Genomic DNA, 21,199 nt, shown 5'->3' on the forward strand with positions numbered 1-21,199 from the left:
TAAACAAAATTGTGATATAATAAGATACAAAATAAAGGAGGACGTGCAATGGCAACACTTTGCGAAAAAATATTAAGAGATCATCTGGTGGAAGGAACCTACGAAAAAGGAAAACAAATTGGTATTCGTATTGATCAGACATTAACTCAAGATGCAACTGGTACAATGGCTTACTTACAACTGGAAGCCATGGGAATTGATAAGGTGAAAACCGATCTGTCAATTAGTTATGTAGACCACAATACCTTACAGAGTGGATTTGAAAATGCAGATGACCATAAATATCTACAAACCGTAGCAAATGCTTATGGAGTTTACTTTTCAAAACCAGGTAATGGAATCTGTCACCAGGTTCACTTGGAACGTTTTGCGGCACCAGGTAAAACATTATTAGGAAGTGACTCACATACACCTACTGCAGGTGGTGTTGGTAGTATCGCAATGGGTGCTGGTGGACTTGATGTTGCCTGTGCAATGGCAGGTAGACCATTCTTCCTAAGCGCTCCTGAGGTAGTAAATGTTAAGTTAAGTGGTAAATTAACCAAAGGTGTTTCTAGTAAGGATATCATCTTAAAAGTATTACAGTTATTAAGTGTAAAAGGTGGAGTTGGTAAAATCATCGAATATAGTGGTGATGGAGTGAAATCACTAACAATTCCTCAACGTGCAACCATCTGTAATATGGGTGCAGAGCTTGGTGCTACTACATCGATATTCCCAAGTGATGAAATCACTTATGAATTTTTAAAGAAACAACATAGAGAAGATGTATATGTAGAGTTAAAAGCAGATGATGATGCAGTTTATGATTCAACTATAGAAATTGATCTTTCTACATTAGAACCAATGATTGCAATGCCACATTCTCCTGATAACGTTCAACCAATTAGTGAAGTAGAAGGAATGAAAGTTGATCAAGTTGCAATTGGTTCTTGTACAAACTCTTCATTCTTAGACTTAACAACAGTAGGAAACATCTTAAAAGGAAAAACAATTCATCCTGATGTAAGTTTAGTTGTAAGTCCTGGTAGTAAACAAGTATTACAAATGATTACAAAAGATGGGTCATTATCAAATATTATTGCAAGTGGTGCGCGTATTCTTGAGTCTACTTGTGGCCCATGTATTGGAATGGGACAATCACCAATTACCAATGCAATGTCACTACGTACCTTCAACCGTAACTTCTATGGAAGAAGTGGTACATTAAGTGCAAAAGTTGGACTAGTGTCACCAGAAGTTGCTGCAGCATCAGCAATTACTGGAGTCATTAGTGATCCTCGTAAATTTGATTTTGATGTAGTGGAAGAACCAGCTGAGTTCTTAATTGATGATTCCATGATTATTGCACCTGATTGTGACAAGAGCAAAGAAATTGTTCGTGGTCCAAATATTAAACCATTACCAATCAATGATCCATTAGATAATAATATACATAAGCGTGTAATGATTAAAGTGGAAGACAACATTACAACTGATCATATTGCACCTGCTGGGGCTAAGGTTCTTCCTTATCGTTCTAACATTGAGAAAATCTCTGAGTTTATCTTTATGAACAATAAAGCGGATTTCCATGATGTATGTAAAGAATATGGTGGAGGATTTATTATCGCTGGTCATAACTATGGTCAGGGGTCATCTCGTGAACATGCTGCACTTGCTCCTATGTACTTAGGAATCAAAGCAGTTGTCGCAAAAAGTTTTGCTCGTATTCACCGTGCGAACTTAATCAACTTTGGTATCTTACCACTAACATTCACAAATGAAAGTGATTACGATACAATTGATGAAATGGATGAACTTCACTTAAATGATTTGCATAATATTGAAGTTGGTAAACCATTAACGTTAGTAAATGTAACAAAAGGAAAAGAATATGTAGTTGATCACAACTTAAGTGATTTAGATATTGAATTAATTAAAGCTGGTGGAACATTAAACCATATTAAAAACAATCAATAACAAAGCGATGGCTATCTCAGTTTGATATAGCCATTTTCTATATTTATCAAGCATCTGATTCGTAATCGTTCCACTTTAATATTATGCTTATAGTATGGAATAGGAAAGGATGGAAAGGAAATGAAAGTTAGAGATTTTTTTGGAGTTGTTTTTAGTGTACTAATAAGTGAAGGGATAGGTTTCTTATCTTCCCTGTTTGCAGGTGATTTAAAAGCAAGTTATGCAACATTTACAAAACCTGTTTTAGCACCTCCGGATTGGTTATTTGGGATTGCCTGGGCAATTCTATACTTATTCATGGGGATTGCAGCATACCTGGTTTATCGTTCAAATGTACCAAAGGTAAGAAAGAAAATTGCTTTGGTCTGGTACGCGATTCAGTTATTTATCAATTTTATCTGGTCAATTATATTTTTTAGAGCAGACTCAATGTGGATAGCATTTGCAGTAATTATCATATTGGATATTCTTGTATTGATTACAATGATACGATTTAGACAAATTAATAAGAATGCATTTTTATTAATGGTTCCATATTTTATATGGATTTTATTTGCCACATATCTGAATGTTGCATTTGCGATACTTAATTAGCTATCACTAATAAATAGGTTGTCTCCCATCTAGAGGAGACAACCTATTTTATAATTATTCAATTCTGTTAATTATGGTTCTATAATAAATAATGTACAAGTGATGCAATACACAGTCCAAGACTCCAGCCACCTATTACATCAAATAAATAATGAATTCCTAAATAAACTCTACTGAATCCAATAAAGAAAGGTAATAGGACACAGGCAATGATAATAAATACCTGTAACTCCGGAAACATTCCTACCATACTAAATGCAATTGAACCATATAGTGCTGCTGAGGTTAACGCATGTGAACTTGGAAAACTGTAATCAACTTCTTCTACTAAGCGATCATCTTTTGGCCGCTCTCTTTTGATGGTTGTTTTTAGCGTCTTACAAAAAACAGCTGTTATAATGACAGCAACTCCAACTGGCAGTGCCAATGCATTACGATCAGGAAAGAATAGAAGTGCCAGACAGATTGCCATCGTTGGTGTTCCTTTTCCCAGTTCAGTAAAGAAATGCATCATCTTTGTGACTACATTACTTCGATGCGAAATAACAGCTGCTGATACACTTTTATCAAAGGTATCGTTTTTTTTACTAATAACTAAAAAACAACACAATAGAAATATTACCCCTGAAACAATTGATATAATCATATATTCTCCTCCATATATAGTTGTTATTATTGTAACATTATTTCACCAAAAAAAAACAACCTTGTTATCAAGGCTGTCTCAATTATAGCTTTTCAAAGTTTTCTGTAATTACATTTGCACTTTCATATAAAGCACCAAGTTCCTGCTCTACTAATGGCATAATAATGATTTCTTCTACCCCATCTTTACCAACAATACAAGGTACACTAATATGAATATCATCTAATCCATATTGACCTTCTACATTGGCACTTACTGGTAGTAGCTGTTTCTCATCATGAATAATACATTTCACCAAATAAGACAAACTAGCTGCAATTGCATATTCCGTAGCACCTTTTCCTTGAATCACTCGCCATCCAGCAGTTTTTGATTCTTCAAGAATTTCATCATAATCTAATGCAAATCGTTCAGAATGACGACGTTCCATTTCGCGCAATGCGATTCCATTAATGGTTACACATGACCATGGAACCATCTGTGACTCTCCGTGCTCGCCTAATACAAATGCCTGTATCGATTTATGGTCCATATTGGTTTCTCTTGATAGAACCGCCTTTAAACGCATTGTATCAAGTAATGTACCTGTACCCAATACCCGATTCGCATCAAATCCACTCTTTTCATATATATAGTGAGTAATTACATCACAAGGATTTGTAATATTAATAATGATGCCATTGAATCCACTTTCTAATATTGGAGGCAAACATTCATCAATCATTCGTTTACTCTCATGTAACTCTTCCAAGCGATTGCGTTCACCTTCAAATATTGTCCCAACACTCATTACTAAAATATCACAGTCTTTAAGATCTGCATATTTACCATACTCAATGTGGGTACGATGTGGCATATAACCAGCTGCATCACTCAAGTCCTGTTGTTCACTTAATAACTTATCTGCATCTGTATCTACTAACACAATGGTATCTGCAACACCTTGCATCATTAATGTATATGCACAATGTGCACCAACATGACCCGTTCCACAAATTCCTATTTTTATCTGTTTCTCCATACAACTACCTACTTCAGGTATTCACTGTATTCAGGATGTTTTTGAAACCAAGAAACACTATATGAACATACTGGAGAAGCCTTTGCATCATTTTCTTTTAATAACACAATCAGTTCATCAAACAGTTTAGCTGCTACTCCCTGACCTCTTAATGAGTTATCTACAAATGTACTCATCAGATAGTAAACATTCTGATGTTCCTTATATTCTAACGCTGCTACTTCTTTACCATGCTCATCTTCCATAATAATTGCTTTTGCTTTTCTTTTAATTTCCATAACTATCCACTCCTTCTCTTATTATCACCATTATATCGAATATCTTACGTTTTATACATTTAAAAGCATGATTTATCTCGATTTATATTTTTCTATTTTACCACACTCTGAATTGAATCAATAATTTGCTTTATGGTTTTCGCTGTGTTATACTTGCTTCATATGAAAGATGTAACAAGATATAGTATTTCAATTGAGTACCTCTTTTTTATAGTAAAGGAGGTAATTATTTATGGAATCTGGTAAAGTAAAGTTTTTCAACGAAGAAAAAGGATTTGGTTTTATTACAACAGACGCAGGTAACGATGTATTCGTACACTTCACAGGTATTAAATCTGAAGGATTTAAAACATTAAAAGAAGGAGATTACGTTAAATTCGATATCGAAGCTGACACTCGTGGTGATAAAGCAGTTAACGTTGAAATCGTTTAATTCATTTTAAACAGAAAGACATCCGTAGATGTCTTTTTTTGTTTTATAATCCTGATACTTGCATCATTTTAGAAAATGAGGTTGGATTTATTTTTGATTGATATTTTTCTTTTATGTTATCTAATTTTTTGGTAAATGTATCAAACTCCCTTTTAGTCAAAAAATATTTCATATGGTTTTTTAGACTAGCAATATTAAAACTCGCAGATCTCTTCTTATAAAATCTATAGTCATGCGCACAAGCATTTCTAAATATATTACCTTGTTTTAACATTTTCTTTATATCATCTTCATTTACTCTAATCGTATTGTTTTGATGTTCTGTTCTTCTATGATGTGAATAATATGCTGCAATATCGTTTCTTTGATGACTTTTTAAGTAAAAATAAACATATGCAACTTCGCCCATAGTTAGAGAATTAATAATTATCCAAAATGGCACTTCTTGATGATTATTTATATAATGCCTAATAGATTCATTATTATCGCCCATCTTTTTTAAAAACAAAGATATCGTATCATGAATACATCCACTAAAACCTCGTTCTCTTCGACTATTATCATAATTATTAAAATCAAGAAATGCTCTGGTATTATTTGGATGATTTCGTGAAAAAACATAAGCTATCTGTGTCTTAATAGATTTTTCTATTTTTATTAAGTACTCCAGATAAACCAGTCGCAATTCTCGATCCATGTCAACTGCACAAATCAATTCATCAAACGTGACATACCTCATATATTTCTCAGGAGAAGTACTTCTTAAAAATTCATCTTTATATCCATTTATAATACAATAATAATTCTCAGTCTCAAGTTTTCTTATTGCCCTTGATTCATTTGGTATTTGTAATTCCCTATCCCTTAATATGGTTAACTGTTGCTTATAAGTCTTAAAAGGCTTCATTTATCCCTATCCCCCTAATAGTATTAAAATAAGGAGGCCGAAGCCCCCTTATTCGAAGTGGTCACCGAATGATTCCACTTCTTCTGCGTAATCAAATAATACATTAATTTAATAACTCAGTCAATCAATTTGGACTAATATTACTCACAATCGTTGCATACTATATTTACATTTTATAATAATTATAATTGTTTCTTTTCCATTTCATTTATCATTCCTTCCCCGTCGAATTTGTAAAATAAAACCATGTAATTAATCCTACCTAATTACATGGTTTTTATACTTCTCAAAGTAATTATTACTTTTAAACTGCCATAAATGATGCAGCGAACTTCTTACAAGTTTCCTTATCATCATCTGTTGGTGTTTCATTAATGATTAGACCAGTTTCAAATAATTCAGCTCCATCTGCTTTTACACGAGCTTCCCAGTCACGCATCCATTGTCCATCGCCCCATCCATAAGATCCAAATAGAGCAACTTTCTTACCTGCTAATCCTGCTTCAATTGAAGCAAAGTATGGTTCGAATTCACCTTCATCCAATACTTCATCACCCATTGAAGAACATCCAAACATGTATTTGTCATATCCATCTAACGATGGTGTTTCAGAAACATTTACACATGTTACATCTGCATCACCACAACCTTCAACGATTGCGTTTGCCATAATCTCTGTATTTCCTGTCATACTCCAGTAAACAACTAATACTTTTTGCATATTGTATATTTCCTCCTTATGCATGTAATAACTGGCTTAAATTATTGCCAGAATAAAACGAATGTAAGTAGTAATCACTACATTCTTTAAACTTTGCGAAGAGCTCCTGCTTTTCTTTCTCCTTATGATATACTTTCCAAGGTCCAATACATTTACAGTTCTTTCCCTTATGTTCCATAAAAGAAATTACATCATCAATACTGTAACCAAGAAACACACCAATATCGTGAGGAAATTCATCATCAGAAAGTCTCAGTTTTAAAATTTCAAGATTCTTCTCAACTGAAAGCGTATATCCCTGCTTCAATAGAAATTTCTTGCTTGATTTCTGATTCCAAACATTTAAGAGGAGTTTCCTACGATAGATGTATAAAAGCACAGAATCTTTACGATCAAGTAAAATCTCTATTTCGATATTATCTTTTTGAAGCATTTCTCTATAGTACTCTAATACAGAAGCAAGATTTTTAACATCTTTCTTTCTGCAAGTAAATAAAGAACCAGCTTTCACCCCACCAATTGTACAAGAGCAGAACAGAAATAATAATTCTTCAAACTTACGATTCATGAATTCCTCCGATAAAGTTATACAAGGCTAACTGAATGGTTAAAAATAAAAGTTATCCTCTTCTAACATAATAAAATAATTTATATCTGTTGTCAATAAAATATAGAGGTTGCTAATACAAGAAAAAAGAAGAATTGCAGTTTAAGCAACACTTCTTATATTTATATTCTTTTTGCTTCATATGTAAAGACTGCTTTATCACAACGAATATAACTCTCTGTATATTCTACGACATTTCCATCCTTATCTTTACCTAAATACTCAAAATAGTATAAGGGATCATTGGTCTGAATTCCCATTTGTTTGGCAAGTTTTTCATCAGCTTCAATAATAATCAGACGTTGCTTGAAGTTAATTGGAAAATGTCCTTTTGATTCCATATAGTTATAGATAGAAACATTCTCAAAATTGTGTTCATCTGCATCTTCAAAGAACTTAAATGGCATATAACAATATTCTACTCCAAACGGTTCATCATTTGCATAACGTAGACGTTGAACAACATAAACATCCTCATATTTTTGCAGATTCAATTTTGAACCCAAATAGTTAAAGGCTTTTGTAAGACCTTTTACTACCACCTTATCTTTTCTTTTTACTCCCTGCTCGCGAAACAAAGCACTAATTCCAGAAGCATCATCACTTCCCCAGGCTAAACGCTGACGATGCTTTCGCTGTACAAAGGTTCCTTTCCCATGCACACGAAACAAATACCCTTCTTCTACTAGTGCATCAATTGCCTTTTTAACCGTCATTCGATTCACTTCGTAGCTCTCTGCCAGTTTTCGCTCACTAGGAATTGCTTCCCCAGGTAAATACTCTTTATTATTTACTTTTTGAACAATTGCATCTCTAATTTGTATATATATCGGCATCCGATAATCCATATAAGTATCTATCCTCCTACTTCTTTCTTCCAGTTAAGTCATCATTTACATATACAAAACGATTCATAATCATATAGGTTTCTGAATACTCAATTGGCTTTTCATCTTTTGAAAGTACTAATCCCTGTTGTTTTACTAACTTCTCCCCTACAGGTACATGAAGATGTTTTGAAAGAAACTCGTCACTTTCCTCAACTATGATTTCCTGTTCTGAATAATCTAAATCAATTAAATAATCTTCTTCTAAAATACTATAAAATGATCGGTTTTCTAAATCTTTTTCCATTAATGTAGGGGCAACTGCACAAGGAACTAGAGATTGTTCAAGCGATACAACTTCATCATCAACATAACGAAGGCGGTCGATAAAAAAACACTTCGTTCCTATTGGAAGTTTAATTTTACTGAATAAATCTTTTCCAATTTCCTTTTTTTCTATATTTAATAATTTGATATGTTGTTGTTTTCCCATATCAGAAACTACCTGTGAAGTAGAAGAAATACGATACACGTTCTTTTCAATGCGACGTGGAGCTACATAATAACCACTACGTTCTCTTGAACAAATCCATCCTTCCTGAAGTAATATCTTTAGTCCAGTACGAACAGTTGCTCTTTGTACATCTAGTTTTTCTGCCAGTTCACGTTCACTAGGTAATTTTTCTCCTTCTAAAATAGGAGTGTTTTCTATCATATATTTTATTTCATTGCATACGATAATATCAAGTGTTAACAATCTCATGGTAATTTAAACCTCTTTCCTCGTTTATTATACCACATTAAAATTTATAGAGAAGATAGAGCTTAATATTTTTCCATCACAATATACTTACTTTTTTTATACCCTAATTTCTTATAGAAAGATAATGCCTTTTCATTTCTTGGATTCACTTCCAGGGTAAACGTATAATCATCTAAATGATAATTACTCTCGAGCCAGTAAAAGAATTCCCTCCCATATTGATTTCCTCGATATTCTTCCTTTATATACAATTCATCAATTAATATTGTGATACTTTCATTTCCATTGCACCAGAAAAAACCTAATAAAGCATATCCAATAATGTAGTGATTATGTTCTATCATTAATCCTCTTACATAGGGTGATTTCTTCATCACTTGTACAAATGTGGTTACAAACTGTTCTTCACTTCCATCCTCCATTGATGCATCACTATGATAAAAGGCAGTAGACATTTCTATATACTCACGTTTATCTCGTTCTTCAAAATCACGAATAATCATATCATTTCTCCTTTCTAATTATGATTTCGTATCATTGAAGCTATCCTGGATTACTCTGATAATAATCAGAATAATAATGTATTACTCGTTCTCCCTCATCAGTCACGTTTTCACTCCTTTGCTAAAGTTAAATTTTTAATCCAATGCTCTTTTTTATAAAAGTAAGTAGACAAAAATACTTTTACAATGTTCACGCCTTCTACCAATATAAACATCATAAGTAAATCTAAATTCCATATTCTGGAAGCTAGTATACTTAACAACAATGGACCAAATACAATGAATAAACCATCTATCGCAAGTACTGATGTTGTATCTCCTCCCGCTCTCAAAATGTAATAGGCAGTTTCTGCATATCCTTGTGTCCACATAATAGCTGCTTTTACTATTAATAGAATCATTGCCATATGAGCATTGGTCTCTTGCAGTGAAAATAATAGAGGTATAAATGGTGATCCTACCATAATAACTATACTTCCCAATATATAAATGATTAGTCCTATTTTAATCATCTTTTTAGAGTCACTACGAGCCTCGTTTAAATGATTAGCACCTAAATCCTTACCTATAATAATTCCTGTCGCTGTAGCACATCCAGCGAAAGCGACATGGACTAGTGATGATATGTTGTCTACTACTGTTAATGCTGGAATATAACTTTCACCAACATAACAATAGTTCATAAAAATAACACTGAGTCCTACTGACCATAGTATTTCATTACATACAAGAGGAACTGTTTGTTTTATTACAGCAAGTTTCTCTTTTATATGTAATTTCTTAATTTTCACAAAAAGATATAAATCCGATTTTTTATTTGATAATAAATAGAATAGAAAAAACAGTTCCACATATCGTGATATTGCTGTTGCTATTGCAGCCCCCTTAATTCCCATAGCATCAAAACCAAAATGTCCAAAAATCAATATATAATTCAATATAACATTTACAACAAATGCGATAAAACCACTAACCATTGGTATTTTTGGTTCTCCTTTGATTCGATATGCAACAGCAATCATCATTACACAAGCAAATGGAAGATAAGAGTACCTGACAACATACAAATAGTCCAATGCTCCTTCTACTATGTTTGGTGTTTCCAAAAAGATAGTAATTACTGATTTTGGAAATAACAACAAATAAACGGTTGCAACAACGCCTACAAGCGCACAACACCATAAACCAAAGCGAAACACTGCATTGTAGGATTGTTTATTGTTCGCACCATAATACTGAAAAATATAAATACCAATTCCATTTGCTAATCCGAAAATTGCCAGATTGAAGACAAAGAAGAATTTATTAGCAACGGTTACACTACTAATTGCATCTTCTCCTAAGCCACCAATCATTATGGTATCTGCAATACTTAACAGATTCACGAGCAACTGTTGAATAATAACAGGTAATGCTAATAATAAAACATACTTTACAAACTTCTTATCTAATTTTGATTTCATTGTCCACCCCACTTCTAAAATGAACCTGGCATCTTATACATACCAGGTTCATATCTATTTTTCTTCGCTAATAATTTGAATTGCAGCACTAGCTCCAAGTGCGTTTGCACCTGCATCAACTAATTCTTTCGCAAATGAATAGCTACGAATACCACCAGCTGCCTTGATTTGAATTGAATCCTTCAGATATTTACGCATTAACACTACATCACTCGTTCTAGCTCCTCCAAAACTCTTTCCTGTAGATGTTTTCAAGAAACTTGGATTTGCTTCATTCGCAAATTTGCAAACCTTTATTTTTGCTTCTTCATCAAGTTTACACATTTCAACAATTGCTTTATCTGTAATTTGATGTTCTCTGCAGAAATCTGCTATCGCTTTTAATTCTGCTAAAAGTTCATCATAGTTTCTTTCTTCAATATTCTTCTGATTTAAAACATAATCAATTTCTTTAAATCCTTTATCTGCATAAATTTGAAACTCTTTTAATTTAGCTTCAAGACTCAAGTTACCTTCTGGAAAATCAATTGCTCCAGCAACAATAATATCTGTATCTTTCAAATACTGTACTGCTTCGTCATATTGATCTAAGGATGCAAATATACATCTTACTTTCATGTCTTTCGCTTTTTGAAGATATTGAATAAATGAATCATTTGGATCATCAATATAATCGATATATTTATTTATCATAAGCTAACCTACGCTGCCATAATTCCAAAATAAGCCATTACAATTCCTAACACTACAGTAATTAGAATTAGTTTTACTGGACCTACTTTTTTGCCTAATGCCCAATAATAAATCCATGTAACTCCTAAACCAACAATACCTGGCATTATACCATCAAGTACTTCCTGCAGACTTGCTACTGACTCTCCAGATCCAATCTGTAAGGATACTGAAGCCCAGAACATATCAAACGTCATGGAACCAATTACCATAATCCCTAAGATACCTGCTGCATACATAAGCTTATCCATTGTTCCATTTTCTTGTGCTTTTGTAAGATAATTAAATCCTAAGTTATATCCTAATCTGGCTCCAAATACACGAACTAAGAATGCTGGTACATTATAAATTAATACGTATAAAATTGGTCCAAGTATACTTCCTTGTTGAGCTAATGAAAGACCAACACCAAGTGCTATAACACGAATACATCCTAAGAAAATTGAATCACCAATTCCTGACAATGGCCCCATCAGTGCAGCTTTAATCCCATTGATTCCATCACCATCAATATCACCTTTGTTTACTTCTTCTTCCATTGAAAGAACAATTCCACCAACAAAGGGTGCCAACTGAGGTGTAATATTGAAAAACTCCATATGACGTATAAGTGCATCTTTATACCCCTCTGGATTCGTTGCATAGATTTTCTTTAAAGATGGGTCTAACATCAGTAAGAACGCCATATGCATCTGTCTAGGATAATTCCAAGACCATTCCATTCCAAGACCACCTACATTAAAACTCATTCTTGTTAATTCTTTTTTTGTAATTATCCCTGTTTGCTTAGAAGTCATCATCATCTACCTCCTCATTATTTGCTCCAACTACTGCTTCTTTTACTCCAGATAAGAAACCAAATTTTTCAGCAACGATAATAACTCCTAAAATCGCAACTCCAAGTACAGGCATTCCTAAATATGCAGTTAGAATAAATCCTAAAAAGTAATATGGAATAATCTTTTTCGTTAAAATCATTCGCATTAACATTGCAAACCCTAATGTTGGTAACATTCCTGCAGCAACTGCCATTCCATCAATAATCACTTGAGGAATTGAACCCAATACAGATTCCACAACATCTACTCCTAAATAGTATGCAAAAAATACTAACAAGAATTTTTCTAATGCACCAATTGCTCCCATTAGCCAGTGCACTTTCTTGATTGTCTTTGAGTCACCTTTTGTTGCAGCATCATCTGCAAACTTTAAGAATGTTGGTGTTAATGCAGCGATAAAATTACTGATCGATAACGCAATTAGTGCGATTGGCATCGCTAGAGTAACCGCTGTTTCCAATCCCGCACCTGTTGATATTGCGAATGCTGTACCTAAGATTCCTCCAATTAATACATCTGGTGGAATATATGCACCAACTGAGATTGCTCCCATAAATAATAATTCCAAACTAGCCCCCACAGTAATACCAGTTTGTAAATCTCCTAAAATTACTCCTACAATTGGACCAATCGTAATTGGTCTAAATGTATATAATGTCCCTAGTTGATAATCCAATACTCCCCATACTGCAACTAGTCCTAATAAAAACGATTGAACTACCATTATTATATTTCCTCCTTACAACACTTTTTCAACAAATATCTTTTTATCATCAACTAAGGCTCTGATTTCCACTTCTAACCCTTTTTGAATGAACTCTTTGAGAATTTCTTCTTCCCTTTTTGTAACAAATATTTGTTTACTTAGTTGCTTTGTTTCATCTGATTCCTTTGTGTTTCCTAAATTTATACTCTTTACTTGTGGACATCCATCTACGAGTTGCTTTGCTTCTTCAATTGTTTGAACTACAATGATTAACTTATATTTATCTGTAACACCACTATTAATTGCATCAATAGAATCTTGCATATTTTTTATCACTAATTTACACCCAGAAGGTTTCCCAAGTTTCAATGTTGTTTTCCAAACATTGTCATTTATTACCATATCGCTAGCAACCAAAATACAATCAGCCCCTACTCCATTGGTCCATGAGAATGCAACTTGTCCATGTAATAATCTATGATCTATTCTAACTAGTTTTATCATAATTTTACCTTCCTAAAACTCATCTTCTTGAGAGTTATCTTCAATTAGCGGATTACAGAATTTCGGTGCTGTATCTGCATTATTTACAATACTCTCTATTATCGCTTTTGTATCACCATCACCAGCTAAGAATATCTGCATCAGCAATGGTAAATTCATTCCTGTTATCAAATAATAATTCTTTCTTCCTAAAAGTTTCATAAACTCATTATTTACACTACCCCCAAATACATCAGTCATTGCAATGATCTCTGCTTCTTCTGGAATCAAACTTATTATTTCCTTTATATCACTTTCAATATCGTTTGATTCTACAAATCCATTGATAATATGTATATTTGGCTGTTCTCCAACAATGATTTTAATACTCTCATAAATCCCTTTTGCAAAGGTTCCATGAGATGCAATTATATAATGTTTCATTGTTTATTCTCCTTCATAATGTTATTGAATTTCTGCATTGTTTTAAGATCTGCTTCATATGGTTTATGATAATAAATCCCATTTACACTTTCTAGTGATAACAAACCATCATATCCATATAATTTCAGTTCCTTAATATCTTCTTCCATACTTCGTTTTCCATCCCCCCACGCAAGATGTCCTACAGGTGAACCGTCAACAAAATGTATATGGATAATATCTTTTCCAAATGCTTCAAAGTAATCTCTAATTGTTTCACCAGCTCCAGCCATTGCTCCAAAATCAATACACACTTTTAATTGATCACTTCCTACTGCCTCTCGATAACGTTGAAGACTGGGTATCGAATTAACGATTAGCGACTCATCTTTCTGTAATGATTCAATTGCAAGATAAATCTGTTTGCTTTTTGCATATTTGCATAATCGTTTCATCATCTTAACACTTCGCTGAAACGCCTCTTCGCTATCTTCATTTAGAAATGCCCAACCACTTGTTACAAGAACAATTTTTGCATCTATACTGTTTGCTACATCAATGGCATTTGTAAAATATGAATATACATGTTTTTGAAGTTGTAGAGATTTTGCAGCCATATTGTTTGGTTTGGGATTTGTTTGTTCTGGACAAATTACTTCAATTTTAATCTGATATTTTTCTTCTAGATCTTTTAATTTATCAACACTTTCGTACCCTTGGTAATCCATAAAAAAGTGTTGAGGTCCAGTCCATATTTCAGCACTCTTAAATCCAATGGATTGAATATGTTGAAAGAAATTTTCTAGTTCATAGAAGCGATAATGACCATTCATAGCACATAACTTAATCATGAAATTCCTCCTCACCTGCCTCAATTTGCTTTATCAACTGATAAACATCAAATAAATCTCTTGCATAGTAGTCAGCCTCCTATTGATCAAAATGAAATCGTTCATCTACCTTTGCTACAACCTTTACACCGGCATTTTTCGCAGCCGCTATTCCATAATTAGAATCCTCTATAATCAGAGTTTCTTTTGCATTTACTGACAGGCAATTTAATGTATGTAAATAAATTTCCGGATGAGGTTTACTTTCTTTAAACATCATCCCACTCACAATTGCATCAAAGTAATGATCAATATTATTTTCTCTGCAAACCTTTTCAATAAAATCCAAATGGTTGGAAGAGGCAATTGCAACCATTATCCCTTGCTGTTTCAAATATCGGATAAGAAACTTTGCATAAGGATTTAAGATATCTGTACAATCAACCTCTTCAACATTTGTTGTTCTACAATAGTAATCATACATTTCATCATATGTATAATCACTTTCTAACCATCCTGCCATCAATTCCCATGTTCTCTGGTGACTTGATCCAATAACTTCTGATACAATTTTTTGCGACTTTGGTTTTCCATGATTTTCTAGAAACGTCATCATCTCATACATATAGTACGGTTCCGAATCAATCAGCACACCATCCATATCAAAAATTACTGCTTTAATTTTCATGATTAATATTCAAATTGACGATAGTAGCGTCTGTAATTTAAGTTATGTTTTGTGTATGTTTCGTAGTGTGCTGCTAATCTTTCTGTTAATAAACTAGTTGCAATTAATGGAGACACAAGTGCTCTAAACTTGTCATCAATACCATCAAGTGCATATTCAGCAGTATCAAATACAATCAAGTTATCTGTAATCTTTTTACAGAATGTTTCAACACGTGTATCTAAAGCACGACATTCATCTTCACCTTTCACTAAGAATACAGGCACATCTTTTTCCACAAGTTCCAATGTTCCATGGAAGAATTCTGGTGAAGTAACAGATTTTGTACGTACCCACTGCATTTCTTCAAGAATACACATAGAGAATAAATACGTTTCTCCCCATAATGCACCTGAACCTACCCAGATGTTATATGGCTCACTGTAATATTTTTTAGCAATTTCTTCTGCTTTTGGATCAAATTGTTCACGAATATCTACTAAGTTTTTAAAAATACCTTTCATTTGATCAGCAAACAATTCATAGTCAGGGAAATCACCACGGTTGTATAATAATCTCAATGCCAATAAATTAAATAATAAATAACTGTATTCACACATACCAGTTGTCACATTCGCTTCAATTACTGTTTGTGCCACTTGTCCTAGAGGTCCTGTTGATTTTGTGAATGCCATTACTTGGATACCATCAGCTACGATCCATTTCACAGCTTCGACAATTTCTTTTGTGTCCCCTGATGCACTTGCTGTAATTACGATTGAGTCTTTTGTTAGTTTACGATGTTTTAATACATTCAACTCAGCTGCATTTACTAAATAAACATCTACATCAGAATATTTTTCAATCGCATATTTGATTGGAGCAAATTCTGCCCATGTTCCACCAATTCCTAATAAGAAGATATTTGAATATCCATCTTTTGAAATTTTATCGGCTACTTTCTCAACCTCAGCACGTTGTGCATAGATTGCATCTCCTTCTTTCAAATACTTTTCTGTGTCAAACTTTGGTAGTGTTACCTTCTCTTTTTCCATTTCGTCCTCCTTCTTAATAAAACTTTCGTTTTAAAATCAATCATAAAGACAGAATCAAACCTGGCGCCTTGTGGTTCTTCTTGTATTCCACTTTACGTTTTTAATATACCAGTTAGTTGGTGCTATTGCAAGCGGTTTCATAAAAATATTATTTAAACAGTATAAACTAAAATTTAACAAAACATCAAATTCCCCTTTGTTTATGCATATATATTATACTTTTCTACAGTCATGTATTTTTTTATTCTTTTCTTATTTTCTTTCAATCAAAATGAAATTTTAGATAATTTACTGGCTAGTGGTTGAGTTATATTGGTTGCTTACCGACTATTTCTATTCAGCAAATATAACTAATTAAAATATATTGATAGTTTTTCTTATCCATTTAGATCACTCCGATTATCTTAACAAAATCTATAAATTCTAATTACATAAGCCTTATCCCCTTTATTGGTGGGGTTTTCCACAATTCCACATCTTAGTTTTTTAAAAAATCATTTGAATGTGCTACCTCAATATTTTTTTGTAATCATTTTCACTCTTCTTTTTATTTTTTATACATTTTTATTTCCTTGGTTTATCAAGTATGCCAATTCATTGTTTTTATATACCAAAGACAAAAAATATTAACAACCTATATAAAGTCAGTATTAAACTAAGACGAAGGATTATAAAACATAAACTTAGAATTCACACAATAACAATGAAAGCAAAACAAAAAAAGAAGTAGAATTTCATAATCTAAAATTCATTTCTTCTTATTATTTAGTATTCGTTATTTCGCAATCAATACCGTGATTAGATTTACTACATTTTCTTTATCTTCAGGATTTGATGATGCAATCAATATAGTGAGTGTTACTAATGTTTCATTTGATATTCTTTCAACACCATTCACCTTCAAATTATTATTTTTTTGTAAGAAATATAAAAATACTATTGCTGCAATCCGTTTATTCCCATCTATAAAGCTATGATTTTTGGTAACTAAGTAAAGTAAATTTGCTGCTTTCAATTCTAGTGTTGGATACATTTCAATTCCATCATATGTTTGATAAATTGTTTGAATGCTTGAGTGAAATGAATCATCTCTTTCAATCGCAAATAGATCATCTTTATCTTCAAAACTACTTTTTCTAATTATATCTATGCATTCATTGTAGGTAAGTTTGTATATATCTTGTATTCCATTTGGACTTGTAAGTGTATGATGGTCATAATTATCTAATATCTCTAATCCTCTTTGATATGAATCTAAAAATCCCAACAGATCTTCACCAGTTATTTCATCCATCATATTTTTAGTTCTTAAATTATTCAACAATCCTAGTACCTTAGAATAATCTAACGTATCGCTACGTCGTTCATTAACAACATAACCATCAAGTAAATACTGCTTCAAAACTGAATTAGCCCATTTACGAAATAATACCCCTCTATTTGATTTCACTCGATATCCAACTGATATAATTACATCTAAGTTATAGTGATCTATATTATAACTTTTCCCATCATTTGCAGTTGTCGCAAATTTTGCGACAACTGCATCTTCATTATCTAATTCTTCCTTCAATACATTATTAATGTGTTTACCAATAGTCTTTACATCTCTATCAAATAACTCTGAAACTTGTTTTCTCGTTAACCACACTGTTTCCCCATCTAAATCTATATTCACATTAACTTCAAAACTTCCATCCTTAAAAATCATAACTTCTTTCTTAGTCATTTTATTTTTATCCTTTCTATTAAAATATTCCCTATTCTTATATTGTGAATATAGTTTAATAGTCCTAAAATACTGTTAATATTTTATGTTAGAATAAAATGAAGATAAGCCATAATAAAAGAAGAAATCACTTTAATACATTTCTTCTTAAAATATTTTATAAATACAAGTGCATCTAAATTAGGATGCTCAATAATATGTACTTCTTTATTATTTGCAATATCGGAAAAACCGATATTGCTTTTTTATTGTTTTGATATTTTTACGTTTAAATAAACCAAAAAAAAGACGAAATAAGTTTCTAATGAAAGGATCTTATTTCATCTATTGTTCTAGAATATTTCTATTTTACAAGTTTTAATGCTTTTACAATTTCCAATACAATAATTGGAACAAAACTTAAGAACCAACTAAATGCATATAGGTCAATTGGTAATTGAGTTAATCCAAATATTTCAGTAATTGGTGGCACAAAGATAACTAATAACATTAATCCTGCTGATAAAGCAACTGCTTTGTTTAATGTTTTATTTGTAAATACTCCAATTTTAAACAATGATTTATTTGAACGCATATTGAATGCATGATGCACTTGAGATAATCCAAGTACAATAAATGCCATTGTTCTGGCAGTTGTTAAACCACCGTGTTCATATCCAAAGTGGAATGCAATTAATGATAATCCTCCAAACATAATCCCTTGAAGTACTACTTGTACACCTAAACCATGAGCAAAGATTCCTTCTTTCTTAGGTCTTGGTTTTTCATTCATTACATCTCCATCAATTGCTTCAGTTCCTAAGGCAATTGCAGGCATACTGTCTGTTACAAGGTTAATCCATAATAATTGCATAGAAAGCAATGGTGATACTTTCCAAAACAACATTGAGAAGAATACTAATGCTATCTCTCCAATATTTGTCCCTAAAAGGAAACCAACAACTCTTCTGATATTACTGTAGATTCCTCTACCTTCTTTTACTGCTTCTACAATTGTCGCAAAGTTGTCATCCATAAGTGTAAGATCAGCAGCACTCTTTGCAACATCGGTACCAGTAATACCCATTGCACAACCAATATCTGCAGCTTTCAAGGATGGTGCATCATTTACCCCATCACCTGTCATGGAAACAATCTTATCCTTCTTCTGCCATGCTCTAACAATACGAATTTTATCTTCTGGTGATACACGAGCATATACAGATATATGTTCTAATTGTTGATCCAGTTCTTCTTCACTCATTGCGCTAAGTTCCAATCCTGTAATCGCTCTATCCCCTTCATTAAAGATTCCCAATTGACGAGCAATTACTTCTGCAGTTACTACATGGTCACCAGTAATCATAATTGGTTTAATACCAGCTTTCTTACATACACGAATTGCTTCTTTTGCTTCTTCACGTGGTGGATCAATCATTCCTACTAATCCAAGTAATGTTAAATCATTTTCCAACATATCTGAATCAATATCATCAGGAATTGTATCAATCTCTTTATAGGCTACTGCAATCACACGCAGAGCCTCTTTACTCATATCTTCTACAACTTGTTCCGCTTTCTTCAAATCGCCCTTACATCGTCCTTCCATGACGTCAAAGGCACCTTTGGTAATCACAATTTTCTTACCATTAATCTCATTGATTACACTCATCATCTTACGATCAGAATCAAATGGTAATTCAAACAATCTAGGATACTCTTTATTGATTTCATCTTTAAAGATTCCATTCTTCATTCCAGCAGATACAATACTCGTTTCCGTAGGATCCCCTACTGATACTTCTTTTCCATCCTCTACTAAAATTGATCCATCACTACATAAAATTGCATACGTTAATAATTGCTTTATATCATCACTATTATGATCACTGATTGCTTCGCTTTCAGCTCCTTCATAATACGCTTTTACTAAGGTCATTTTATTTTGTGTAAGGGTACCTGTTTTATCACTACAAATAATCGATGTACTCCCAAGTGTTTCTACAGCTGGCAGTTTCTTAACGATTGCATTTTGTCTTGCCATTCGCTCTACACCAATTGACAATACAACTGTAACAATTACTGGAAGTCCTTCAGGAATAGCCGATACCGCAAGTGATACTGCAGTCATAAAGATTTCCATAATTGGCATACCATCGACGATACCCATCACAAAGATAACTACACAGATAATTAAGGCTGCTATTCCCAGATATTTACCTAATACTGCTAAACGTTCCTGTAATGGTGTTTTGGTATCAATTGCACTATCTAATAAGTTGGCAATTTTACCCATCTCCGTATTCATACCTGTTGCACTAACTACTGCAACTGCTGTACCATTGGTAATCGTACAACCTGAATACACCATATTAATTCGATCTCCAAGTGCTTCTTTCTCTTCGATTATCACACTGGCATTCTTGTCACTTGGTACCGATTCACCCGTTAATGCGGATTCATCTGACTTTAATGCATTCGCACTAATTAAACGTGCATCTGCTGGAATAAAATCTCCTGCTTCCAAACGAATGATATCACCAACCACTAAGTTCTGTGTATCAATGATTTCTTCTTTCCCATCACGAATCACTCGACTTTGTGGTGTTGTCATATTCATCAAAGCCTCTAATGACTTTTCTGCTTTATTTTCCTGATATACTCCAACTACTGCATTTAATACAACAATTAATAATATCAGTAATGGCTCAAAGAATCCTGATAGATGTTGTTCCATGATTGCTACAATAAATGAAACTACTGCAGCTAACAACAAAATCAGAATCATTACATCTTTGAACTGATCCAAGAATTTAGCAAAGTTGGTTTTCTTTGCTGATTCTTTTAATTTATTAAGACCATCTCGGTCTAATCTTTCTTTTACCTGCGCTGAGTCTAGTCCCTTTTTCTCATCGGACTTTAAATCTTCAATTACCTCTTTTGCGCTATGGTTATGTGCTAACATAAAATATTCCCCTTTCATGGTGTTATTACTATTATACACGTTTCCCAAAGAAAGTAGAAAACTTTT

The 21,199-nt window shown here is 32.9% G+C and carries 23 protein-coding genes; 3 read left to right on the forward strand and 20 right to left on the reverse strand.

Annotation, left to right across the window (positions count from 1 at the left end; all coding sequences use genetic code 11):
* Positions 1–48 precede the first annotated feature (48 nt).
* A complete protein-coding gene (locus J2S15_RS15155) occupies positions 49–1,962 on the forward strand; it encodes an aconitate hydratase (RefSeq protein WP_307409828.1) in 1,914 nt (637 codons plus the stop codon).
* Positions 1,963–2,082: 120 nt separating this feature from the next.
* Positions 2,083–2,556 (forward strand): TspO/MBR family protein, encoded by a 474-nt coding sequence (locus tag J2S15_RS15160; protein WP_307409830.1) that lies wholly within the window; start codon positions 2,083–2,085, stop codon positions 2,554–2,556.
* Between the two features lie 79 nt (positions 2,557–2,635).
* On the opposite strand, the gene J2S15_RS15165 is transcribed toward J2S15_RS15160, so the two are convergent.
* The 3 genes from J2S15_RS15165 to J2S15_RS15175 form a co-directional block, all read right to left on the reverse strand.
* On the reverse strand, positions 2,636–3,202 hold the full coding sequence (locus J2S15_RS15165) for a phosphatase PAP2 family protein (protein WP_307409832.1): 567 nt from the start codon (positions 3,200–3,202) through the stop codon (positions 2,636–2,638).
* 82 nt (positions 3,203–3,284) lie between these two features.
* The gene (locus J2S15_RS15170; RefSeq protein WP_307409833.1) at positions 3,285–4,223 is read right to left on the reverse strand and encodes an L-lactate dehydrogenase; all 939 of its coding nucleotides are present in this window, start codon (positions 4,221–4,223) and stop codon (positions 3,285–3,287) included.
* An 8-nt stretch (positions 4,224–4,231) separates the two neighbouring features.
* On the reverse strand, positions 4,232–4,501 hold the full coding sequence (locus J2S15_RS15175) for a GNAT family N-acetyltransferase (RefSeq protein ID WP_307409835.1): 270 nt from the start codon (positions 4,499–4,501) through the stop codon (positions 4,232–4,234).
* Positions 4,502–4,733: 232 nt separating this feature from the next.
* Here J2S15_RS15175 and J2S15_RS15180 point away from each other — a divergent pair, with 232 nt between their 5' ends.
* Complete coding sequence (locus tag J2S15_RS15180) at positions 4,734–4,934, forward strand: cold-shock protein (protein ID WP_307409837.1); 201 nt, start codon at positions 4,734–4,736, stop codon at positions 4,932–4,934.
* 43 nt (positions 4,935–4,977) lie between these two features.
* Here J2S15_RS15180 and J2S15_RS15185 read toward each other — a convergent pair whose 3' ends face one another.
* From J2S15_RS15185 to J2S15_RS15265, 17 genes are all read right to left on the reverse strand, one after another.
* The gene (locus tag J2S15_RS15185) at positions 4,978–5,841 is read right to left on the reverse strand and encodes an Abi family protein (protein ID WP_307409839.1); all 864 of its coding nucleotides are present in this window, start codon (positions 5,839–5,841) and stop codon (positions 4,978–4,980) included.
* Positions 5,842–6,145: 304 nt separating this feature from the next.
* Positions 6,146–6,562, reverse strand: a complete 417-nt coding sequence (locus J2S15_RS15190; protein ID WP_307409841.1) for a flavodoxin — start codon at positions 6,560–6,562, stop codon at positions 6,146–6,148.
* A gap of 16 nt (positions 6,563–6,578) precedes the next feature.
* The gene (locus J2S15_RS15195) at positions 6,579–7,130 is read right to left on the reverse strand and encodes a DUF3793 family protein (protein WP_307409843.1); all 552 of its coding nucleotides are present in this window, start codon (positions 7,128–7,130) and stop codon (positions 6,579–6,581) included.
* Between the two features lie 161 nt (positions 7,131–7,291).
* Positions 7,292–8,017 carry a GntR family transcriptional regulator gene (locus J2S15_RS15200; RefSeq protein WP_307409845.1) on the reverse strand — a complete coding sequence of 242 codons (726 nt, stop codon included), beginning with the start codon at positions 8,015–8,017 and terminating at the stop codon, positions 7,292–7,294.
* A gap of 16 nt (positions 8,018–8,033) precedes the next feature.
* Positions 8,034–8,759, reverse strand: a complete 726-nt coding sequence (locus J2S15_RS15205; protein ID WP_307409847.1) for a GntR family transcriptional regulator — start codon at positions 8,757–8,759, stop codon at positions 8,034–8,036.
* A gap of 62 nt (positions 8,760–8,821) precedes the next feature.
* Positions 8,822–9,262 (reverse strand): GNAT family N-acetyltransferase, encoded by a 441-nt coding sequence (locus tag J2S15_RS15210; RefSeq protein WP_307409849.1) that lies wholly within the window; start codon positions 9,260–9,262, stop codon positions 8,822–8,824.
* Positions 9,263–9,372: 110 nt separating this feature from the next.
* Positions 9,373–10,725: an MATE family efflux transporter gene (locus J2S15_RS15215; RefSeq protein WP_307409851.1), complete on the reverse strand. Its 1,353-nt coding sequence runs from the start codon at positions 10,723–10,725 to the stop codon at positions 9,373–9,375.
* Positions 10,726–10,779: 54 nt separating this feature from the next.
* A complete protein-coding gene (deoC, locus tag J2S15_RS15220) occupies positions 10,780–11,418 on the reverse strand; it encodes a deoxyribose-phosphate aldolase (protein ID WP_307409854.1) in 639 nt (212 codons plus the stop codon).
* Between the two features lie 8 nt (positions 11,419–11,426).
* On the reverse strand, positions 11,427–12,257 hold the full coding sequence (locus J2S15_RS15225) for a PTS system mannose/fructose/sorbose family transporter subunit IID (protein ID WP_442319969.1): 831 nt from the start codon (positions 12,255–12,257) through the stop codon (positions 11,427–11,429).
* The gene (locus tag J2S15_RS15230; RefSeq protein WP_307409858.1) at positions 12,244–13,020 is read right to left on the reverse strand and encodes a PTS mannose/fructose/sorbose/N-acetylgalactosamine transporter subunit IIC; all 777 of its coding nucleotides are present in this window, start codon (positions 13,018–13,020) and stop codon (positions 12,244–12,246) included. Before J2S15_RS15230 ends, J2S15_RS15225 begins: the two co-directional genes overlap by 14 nt.
* A 15-nt stretch (positions 13,021–13,035) precedes the next feature.
* Positions 13,036–13,506 (reverse strand): PTS sugar transporter subunit IIB, encoded by a 471-nt coding sequence (locus J2S15_RS15235; protein ID WP_307409860.1) that lies wholly within the window; start codon positions 13,504–13,506, stop codon positions 13,036–13,038.
* 12 nt (positions 13,507–13,518) lie between these two features.
* The gene (locus tag J2S15_RS15240) at positions 13,519–13,929 is read right to left on the reverse strand and encodes a PTS sugar transporter subunit IIA (RefSeq protein WP_307409862.1); all 411 of its coding nucleotides are present in this window, start codon (positions 13,927–13,929) and stop codon (positions 13,519–13,521) included.
* Complete coding sequence (locus tag J2S15_RS15245) at positions 13,926–14,759, reverse strand: sugar phosphate isomerase/epimerase family protein (RefSeq protein ID WP_307409864.1); 834 nt, start codon at positions 14,757–14,759, stop codon at positions 13,926–13,928. The genes J2S15_RS15240 and J2S15_RS15245 overlap by 4 nt, the downstream gene beginning before the upstream one ends.
* A 79-nt stretch (positions 14,760–14,838) precedes the next feature.
* Positions 14,839–15,426 carry an HAD family hydrolase gene (locus J2S15_RS15250; RefSeq protein WP_307409865.1) on the reverse strand — a complete coding sequence of 196 codons (588 nt, stop codon included), beginning with the start codon at positions 15,424–15,426 and terminating at the stop codon, positions 14,839–14,841.
* 2 nt (positions 15,427–15,428) lie between these two features.
* Entirely contained in the window at positions 15,429–16,460 is a 1,032-nt protein-coding gene (locus J2S15_RS15255; protein ID WP_307409867.1) for an SIS domain-containing protein, read from the reverse strand.
* 775 nt (positions 16,461–17,235) lie between these two features.
* Positions 17,236–18,189, reverse strand: a complete 954-nt coding sequence (locus J2S15_RS15260) for a virulence RhuM family protein/type II toxin-antitoxin system death-on-curing family toxin (protein ID WP_307409869.1) — start codon at positions 18,187–18,189, stop codon at positions 17,236–17,238.
* A 343-nt stretch (positions 18,190–18,532) separates the two neighbouring features.
* A complete protein-coding gene (locus J2S15_RS15265; RefSeq protein WP_307409871.1) occupies positions 18,533–21,133 on the reverse strand; it encodes a cation-translocating P-type ATPase in 2,601 nt (866 codons plus the stop codon).
* Positions 21,134–21,199: the final 66 nt, after the last annotated feature.

The organism is Breznakia pachnodae (assembly GCF_030814225.1).
Classification (GTDB): Bacteria; Bacillota_I; Bacilli_A; order Erysipelotrichales; family Erysipelotrichaceae; genus Breznakia; species Breznakia pachnodae.